At 30.6% G+C, this 7,155-nt stretch carries 11 protein-coding genes; 8 read left to right on the forward strand and 3 right to left on the reverse strand.

Annotation, left to right across the window (positions count from 1 at the left end):
- Nucleotides 1-193: 193 nt before the first annotated feature.
- Complete coding sequence (locus tag AB8B65_RS08985; RefSeq protein WP_405300610.1) at nt 194-1,330, reverse strand: transposase; 1,137 nt, start codon at nt 1,328-1,330, stop codon at nt 194-196.
- Nucleotides 1,331-1,546: 216 nt separating this feature from the next.
- Here AB8B65_RS08985 and AB8B65_RS08990 point away from each other — a divergent pair, with 216 nt between their 5' ends.
- The 3 genes from AB8B65_RS08990 to gwsS all read left to right on the forward strand — a co-directional run bounded on the left by AB8B65_RS08990 (nt 1,547) and on the right by gwsS (nt 3,639).
- Entirely contained in the window at nt 1,547-2,251 is a 705-nt protein-coding gene (locus tag AB8B65_RS08990; RefSeq protein ID WP_405300611.1) for a hypothetical protein, read from the forward strand.
- Between the two features lie 64 nt (nt 2,252-2,315).
- The gene (locus AB8B65_RS08995; protein WP_405300612.1) at nt 2,316-2,558 is read left to right on the forward strand and encodes a hypothetical protein; all 243 of its coding nucleotides are present in this window, start codon (nt 2,316-2,318) and stop codon (nt 2,556-2,558) included.
- Complete coding sequence (gwsS, locus tag AB8B65_RS09000; protein WP_405300613.1) at nt 2,527-3,639, forward strand: grasp-with-spasm system SPASM domain peptide maturase; 1,113 nt, start codon at nt 2,527-2,529, stop codon at nt 3,637-3,639. The genes AB8B65_RS08995 and gwsS overlap by 32 nt, the downstream gene beginning before the upstream one ends.
- Before the next feature lie 43 nt (nt 3,640-3,682).
- On the opposite strand, the gene AB8B65_RS09005 is transcribed toward gwsS, so the two are convergent.
- A complete protein-coding gene (locus AB8B65_RS09005) occupies nt 3,683-4,069 on the reverse strand; it encodes a hypothetical protein (RefSeq protein WP_405300614.1) in 387 nt (128 codons plus the stop codon).
- Between the two features lie 316 nt (nt 4,070-4,385).
- On the opposite strand from AB8B65_RS09005, the gene AB8B65_RS09010 reads away from it, so the two are divergent.
- Entirely contained in the window at nt 4,386-4,766 is a 381-nt protein-coding gene (locus AB8B65_RS09010) for a single-stranded DNA-binding protein (protein WP_405300615.1), read from the forward strand.
- A 45-nt stretch (nt 4,767-4,811) separates the two neighbouring features.
- Here AB8B65_RS09010 and AB8B65_RS09015 read toward each other — a convergent pair whose 3' ends face one another.
- Nucleotides 4,812-5,045 (reverse strand): hypothetical protein, encoded by a 234-nt coding sequence (locus AB8B65_RS09015; protein ID WP_405300616.1) that lies wholly within the window; start codon nt 5,043-5,045, stop codon nt 4,812-4,814.
- Between the two features lie 120 nt (nt 5,046-5,165).
- Here AB8B65_RS09015 and AB8B65_RS09020 point away from each other — a divergent pair, with 120 nt between their 5' ends.
- The 4 genes from AB8B65_RS09020 (at nt 5,166) to AB8B65_RS09035 (ending at nt 6,905) form a co-directional block, all read left to right on the forward strand.
- Nucleotides 5,166-5,534 (forward strand): hypothetical protein, encoded by a 369-nt coding sequence (locus tag AB8B65_RS09020; protein ID WP_405300617.1) that lies wholly within the window; start codon nt 5,166-5,168, stop codon nt 5,532-5,534.
- A 188-nt stretch (nt 5,535-5,722) separates the two neighbouring features.
- Nucleotides 5,723-6,046, forward strand: coding sequence for a hypothetical protein (locus AB8B65_RS09025; protein WP_405300618.1), 324 nt, complete (start codon nt 5,723-5,725; stop codon nt 6,044-6,046).
- 1 nt (nt 6,047) lies between these two features.
- Nucleotides 6,048-6,407: a DUF6876 family protein gene (locus AB8B65_RS09030; protein WP_405300619.1), complete on the forward strand. Its 360-nt coding sequence runs from the start codon at nt 6,048-6,050 to the stop codon at nt 6,405-6,407.
- Between the two features lie 129 nt (nt 6,408-6,536).
- Nucleotides 6,537-6,905 carry a DUF6876 family protein gene (locus tag AB8B65_RS09035; RefSeq protein WP_405300620.1) on the forward strand — a complete coding sequence of 123 codons (369 nt, stop codon included), beginning with the start codon at nt 6,537-6,539 and terminating at the stop codon, nt 6,903-6,905.
- The last annotated feature ends 250 nt before the right edge of the window (nt 6,906-7,155 follow it).

Consider the following 7,155-nt stretch of genomic DNA (forward strand, 5'->3'; position numbering starts at 1 on the left):
TAGATGAAACTGTTTTTACGGAAAAGACTTTAGATTTTTATGAGAAAATAATGAAGACTTTGGATAAAAAGGAAGACAAAGAGGAAATAAAGGTAGAACCTTCAGAAAAAACTGCTGAGTCAGAATAATCAATATTATTAACTGACCTATTGCAGTCAGGATATTTTGAAAAAATAAAATAAAAATTAAAGAGTTATCCCAAAAAAGGGATATGCTCAACTTGTTCTTGCTGAATTTTCATTTGATAGTGTTTCATTTTTTGTAATTCAGCAAAGGAAGCCTTAATGGCTTTTAGATACAGTTTTGATTTAAGTGCAAAATGATTACAATCTTCTTTGAGCTTAAGAAGCTCAAGTTTACAATAAGCGATCATTGAAGCAAAGATGTGGTTAGATTGGGTCACCTCATATTTCGTTGGTGACCTTTCCAAACCAGTATTTTGTTTTAGTGATTTGTGGAAGACCTCTACTTTCCATCGTTTTTTATAGATTGTACAGATCGCTTCATAAGTTAAACTAAAGTCATTAGTTACTGTATACAATTCTCCGCATGAACCATCTTTGTTTGTAAAGATTTGTTTAGCTAACAGGAGTGGAAAGTCCAAGCCTTTTAGCCAAACTTCATAAGTACGGTTAGTTTGTAAATTCAGTTTTTCAACTTTTGAGAATTTACCTTGAAGCTTGTCTTGCTTACTTAAAGCAACTGTTCGGTTACTTTTAAGGGCACTAACAAAATATTTTTTCAACTTGTAGTGGACGAATTCAAAGTTTTCTTTCGAAGAAAACCAAGTATCCCATACTACATATTTGAACTTTAATTGATTTAACTGAACCAAATTTCTTAGTCGTTGCCGAACTAACTCATTTTTACTAATAGGGCTACGTCTCTTGAATTTGTTGGTTTTTTCATCTAAAAACTGTTCTGTCTTTTCGATGATTTCGAAGGCAACAGGTATAGATATTCCCGCTTCATTTTTTGATTGAGGGAGTTCAGTATGGTATAAAAAGTTCACAATATTGATGCCTTTGACGGTACAATTTTTAGAATGATCCCAATGCCAACAGATCATGTTGTTTTCTGTGGAATGAGGTTTTTCTTCAATGGTATCATCTATGGCTAGTATCGCATCTTCACTTTCGATTTTGCGAATTATTTTCTTGACCATTTTCCAAAAGTCTTTTTGCGTAAATTTTCGTTGCGCTAGAAATCGACTGATCTGGTCATGACTGTATCCGTTATCAAGTAGTCGTGATAATCCCGTAGCTGTAACTATTGTAAAAGAGGCTATGAGAAAGTCACTATAAATGTCTAATATTTGTGGATTTTTCATTTGTAATAATACTTATGTGATACGAATACTCTAAGTTATTATTTTTGAAAAATTCTCTTAATATTATTTCCTTGTATTTCAAAACTATTGATCTGCAATAGATCAGTTAATAATGAAAAAATTTCTCTAAATTCTTTTAATGCCGTTTGGCATAGGAGAGGCCGTTTTAATTTTTCAATCCCAAATGAGATAATGCTAAGCAATAGGTTTTTAGAAATGAAAAAGAATCTAGACAACCAAATTAATGCAATAGGTGAATATGTGTACAATGCTAGATTTACAAAACATAGTGTAGGTTCTTTTTTTAATAGTTCAAGAAATAATAAAATTGAAAATTTACGAATTGCAAAAAATGTAGGTTTATTAATTCCAGATACATGGATTCTTAACCATAAGAACGATTTAATAAAGATAGTTAAGAAACATCGGGTTATTTGTAAATCTACAAATAGTGATTTAACAGTAAAAGATGGAAATTTTAGATATGGAAATTTTGGCCCAATAGAGGTTAATGAAAAACTTTTAGAAAGTATCTCTGAAAGATTTACTTTGAGTTTGTTTCAAAAATATATAGATAAATTATTTGAAATTAGAATATTTTATTGGGCTGGAAGGATGTGGTCAATGGCAATCTTTTCTCAGAATGATACTCAAACCACTCTTGATTATAGAGCTCATAATGGAAAAAAACCCACTAGAATGATTCCTTTTAAACTACCTAAAACAATAGAGACGATGATTATAGAATTTATGAATAAAGGAGGATTTATGACAGGGTCAATTGATATGATTTATTCAAAAGAAAAAGAGTACTATTTTTTAGAAATAAATCCAGTTGGTCAATTTAATTTTTTAAGTTTTAATTGCAATTTTAATATAGAAAAAGAGATAGCCAATTATTTTAAAGATATAATTAACTGATTTATTTTAAATAATTATTTTTAAATTTTTGCTCTTGGAGCTTAAAATAATACAACCTAAGTATATGGAAGATAAAACTTTAAAAATAGAGGATATTTTCGAACCAGAAACAATAGGTTGTTTACCTATTGCCTACCAAAAAATAAAAGGGATATATTTAGATGAAAAAGCAAAGGGCTTTTTGACACACAAAAAAATAAAAATAAAAAAATATAACGATGTAGAAAATTATTTGGTTTTACCTCACCATAAGCCAATAAGTAAAATGTATAATTATGAAACTCAATATATCAACAAAATTCTCTAGAAATGAACATTGGATAATATATTCCAGTTGCCAAATTGTAAAAGGGTTTACTAGAAGCCTTATTTGTGATTTTCAGCGAAATCTAACAGTTTTTATTCCTAATTCTCTAGCTACAATTCTTTTGAAGGAAAATGGTAATTTAACAATTGAGGAGGTTGTTCAAAAATATGAAAATGAAGAGACAATATTTGATTATTTCAATTTCTTGCTTGAAAATGAAATAATTTTTTTTACCAATACCCCTCCTCAATTTCCTGCAATAAATTTATCATGGAGTAGTCCTTTTGTAGTATCAAATTGTATAATGGATATCGAAAATAGAAAGGATTGGGTTTATAATGCAATTAACCAATTAAGTGATTTAAAATGTCCATATATTCAATTAAGGATATTTAAAGAAATTTCTAAAGAATTTATTATTTCAGTTTTACAAGTATTAGAGTCGTCAAATATTAGAGCTGTTGAATTTATTTTACCATTTTGTGAATGGACTACTAAAGTTGAATTAATAGAACTGTGTGAGAAATTTCCAAGGATTGGCCAGTTTATTGTCTACAAATCGGAATTTGATGATTATCATAATGATTATGACCATGCTCCGTATCCAAGTTTAGGAGTCATAATATTTACAAAGGAAAATTTAAATTCACATCACCATTGTGGAAAGATTAGTAAATCTCTTTTTTTGATAAAAAAGGAAGTTTATTTTGAATCATTAAATTATAACTCTTGTTTAAATCGTAAAATATCAATAGATATAAATGGTAATATTAAAAATTGCCCTTCAATGCAAAAAACCTTCGGAAACATCAAAGATACTAAATTGATAGAAGCTTTAAATCATCCTGATTTTAAAGAAGTATGGACAATAAATAAAGATAAGATTCACGTTTGTAAGGATTGTGAATTTCGACATATTTGTACTGATTGTAGAGCCTACGTTGAAGACCCAAATGATATTCTTAGTAAACCATTGAAGTGCGGTTATAATCCATACTTAGGAGAATGGTCAGAATGGAGTACAAATCCATTGAAACAAAAAGCTATTGATTACTATGATATGAGAGAAATAGTAAAATAATTCAAAATTTTCATAACGAGACAAGATGTGGGTAGGTGGATGCTTACATTGTAATTAACCTTTCGCTGATGGCATTTTGTGCCTCTTTTAAAATAGCGAACTTCGGCACAGGCTCATTCGTTCTCTCATCCAAAATCGAAAACCTATCCAGCAACGGATTCAAAACCTCCCTAAAACAATCCACACTTTTAAAATCACATTCCGCACTTCTCATTTTATCTGTAGGTTCGCCATCTAATTTGACGATGCCTTTTTCTTTTGGAAGATTGTTGAATTTTTCTAACAATTCAATTGTAAATTTCTTTCCAACTTCATCATTGATAAAAATCACTTCCCATAAAAGCGGATATTTTTTCGCTTCGCTTTCATCTTTAATTTCAGCATTGTTATAAACTTCACTTTTGCCTAATAGATATTTTTTGTCATTCATCGCTTTACCTCGTTTGTGTTTATATTGTTATAAATCCAACTTGGAGAGAAGGCAAAAAGATTATATACATTATCACACACTAATTTTAAGTATCATCTTTCCTATCAAATTCTATCATAAAGTACGCAGTTCATCTTCCTTTGAAGGGTTAGCAATTCCCCTTTGCTTTTAGCATTTCTAATAAATCCAATATAGAAAAAACGGCTTTCCTAAATTTGGAAGCCTTCCGTTTTTTGCTCTTGGCGTATTTCTTTCTTGAAATGATTTTTTCCGAAGGGTATAAATTTTAACAACCCTAAAAAAAGGAGAAAACAAAATGGCTATTAATAACACAATCGAACTAATCGGAAACATGAACAAAAATGGAGTTCGTATCATTGAATCTGAAGAATCTACTTTTGCGGTGCTTTCGTTGGCAACTACCGATAGTTACAAAGAGGAAGAATCAGGTGAATGGAAAAATAAAGATACTCTCTGGCATGACTTGATTGCTTTTAGTCCATCAGTAATTGAAATTCTAAAAGGCTTGAATTCAAAAGCTAGAGTTAAAATAACAGGAACATTATCTTATCGTACTTTTCCAGTTGAAATAGATTTGGAAGAAAATGGTAAATCCGTTACCAAAGTCATCAATAAGAAAGAGGCTTCTATTATCGTCAGAAGGGTGGAACAAGCACCTTTACCCAAAAAGAAATAGTATGGTTATCAATACTTTTTGAGGGCTTTCATTAGCCCTCAGTTCTTATTTCATAAAGAACTGAAACATGGTAAACATCAAACCTACTATCAAAACAGTTTGCCCCAATATTAAGGTCAATACCCAAATTTTCAAATCTGACATATCCTGTTTGGTCGTTACTTGCGAGGTGTCTTTACTTTTTTCAAGCTGAACTAATGCTTCTGCCTGTTTTTTAGTAAATCCATTTTCAGTTAAAAGTTTAGTCGCTTCTAATGTATCGAAAGTTATCACAGTCATTATTTTCCTTTTCTATTTTGAATATTCATTATATCATAAGGTATAGCTGAATAGCAAGGAAAAGAAGAAGGGAGAAGTACCATAGTTTCAGAAGATAAAAAACCAGAAACTAAACCTAGAGTGAATATTTTTGTATCGAAAAATAAACCATTTTCACAAGCGATGTTTGATACTTTTCCGCCTTCTCAATATCCTTTGATGCTTTCCGTTAGTTTTGGAAAAAGAGAAACGGAACTTCGTCAACAGATTAAATCTGTGCTTCAAAAACAATCATCGGATGATGTTAAGTATCGAAATAAAATGTATTTGTCTTGCAGCTTTGAGTGCTATTTTAAAGATGTAGATTCAATGCGACCACTTTTGAATCAAGTTTTAAAAAATACAGAATTAGTTATTCCCCTTGCTATGGAAAAAGATAAATCTGTTTTCCCCAGATATATATTGAAGATAGCTGATGAAGTCATCCATACTGAAAATCTAAACCGCTAGATTTTTTCTCTAAGGATTTTACCCTCACGCCCACAAGAGTGTCCCCATTTTTCCGCAGTCAATTTTCCTTTGTGCAAAACGGGTGATTCCCCTCTCTTGCAGTTGTTACCCCATTCTCGCCGAAAGGCATAAGGTTAAATACACAAAGGTTTTAACCTTTTTATTAACTGAAAGAATGAGGTTTTGAAATGACACATAACCAACAAGAAATTGTAACCAAAGACTTTTCAAGGTTCGGACATCGAGAGCGAGAACTGGCAGAAGAATTATTAAAAGCATGGAGAGTGCAAGGCTTACCTGATGAATTTTATAATGAAGAAGTAGAAATATTTTTAAATATGCATTCTGGCTATGTCTTTTTATCCAATTGCGAATATCAAGTAGCCATGATGAATGATGATAAATTGGAAATATTTTACACCGACTTTGAAACTGGTGAAGAAGGCTTTTTTGAAGATTTATCAAAGGAAGCACAAAGTAGAATTAACAATAATATTACGGAAGGAGAATAAAATGATTGATACTCAAAAACTACAGCATGAATTAAAGCAATTCACAGGAACAGAACAATATTATAAAAATCCATTGTTTTCATCGTTTGTCTTTACCGATGGGGTTAAATATTTAGCAGAACAAGCAGAGGCGTATTGGTTAATTGATTATGTAATGAGTAATCAATATGATTTGTATTTAGCTATTGAACCCTTCCAAATATGGACAATAAAAGTAACCAATAATCAGGCAAATATTGTTGTGGAAGATGGAAACGGAAAAGAATTGAAAAAATATAACATTGCTTTTACAGATTTTCCATTAGATGAAATTACGCTATGGTTTACAGATAGAACTCTTCTCTTACCTAGCGAATATTAAATTCGTTTACGATTTGTTAACCTTTCTATGATATGATTTAGCTGAAAATTATTTTTTAATTACACAAGGGGATTGTGATTGTTTCATTTTGAATCAGTTGTAAAACTCTTGTTTTAAAATCACTAAATCATGGCTAAAGAATTTAAGCCCGAAGAATTGCTAAGAGAATTAGCACAGTTTACAGGAACGACTCAATGGTTTTATCATCCATTATTTCCGTCCTTTCGTTACACAGATGGAGTACGCTATTTGGCTCAAACGGTTGAATGTTATTGGTTGCTAGAATACATTTTTAGTAATCAAATTATTCCTGAAATCAAAAAGCAAGAATTCCAAGTTTGGAAAATTTTTGTCGTTGATGATTCTACAACTATTAAAGTTGAAGATGGAAACGATAATTTGGTAAAGGAATTTAAGATTCCATTTACTACTTTTCCATTATCAGAATATACGCTTTGGTTTACGGATAATGTGCTTCTTTTGAAAAGTGAATATTGATTTCATTTTGGAGATAAAGTCCGAGAGGGCTTTATCTTTTATTGATTTTGTATTAAAACTGATATGATTGTTTGGCACAGAAATTAATACCACATCCGAATTAGATTAATATGCTATGTTTAATTCAATTTTTGTTATGTTGAAATTCAGCAGAGTTACTGTTCTCAACCACACTTAAATAGTTATCTAAATCTGTTTTGGTATCGAAGTGTATTAATAATACATCACTTGTGAATCTTAAGGAATAATT

This window comes from Kordia sp., assembly GCF_045105435.1.
GTDB lineage: Bacteria > Bacteroidota > Bacteroidia > Flavobacteriales > Flavobacteriaceae > Kordia.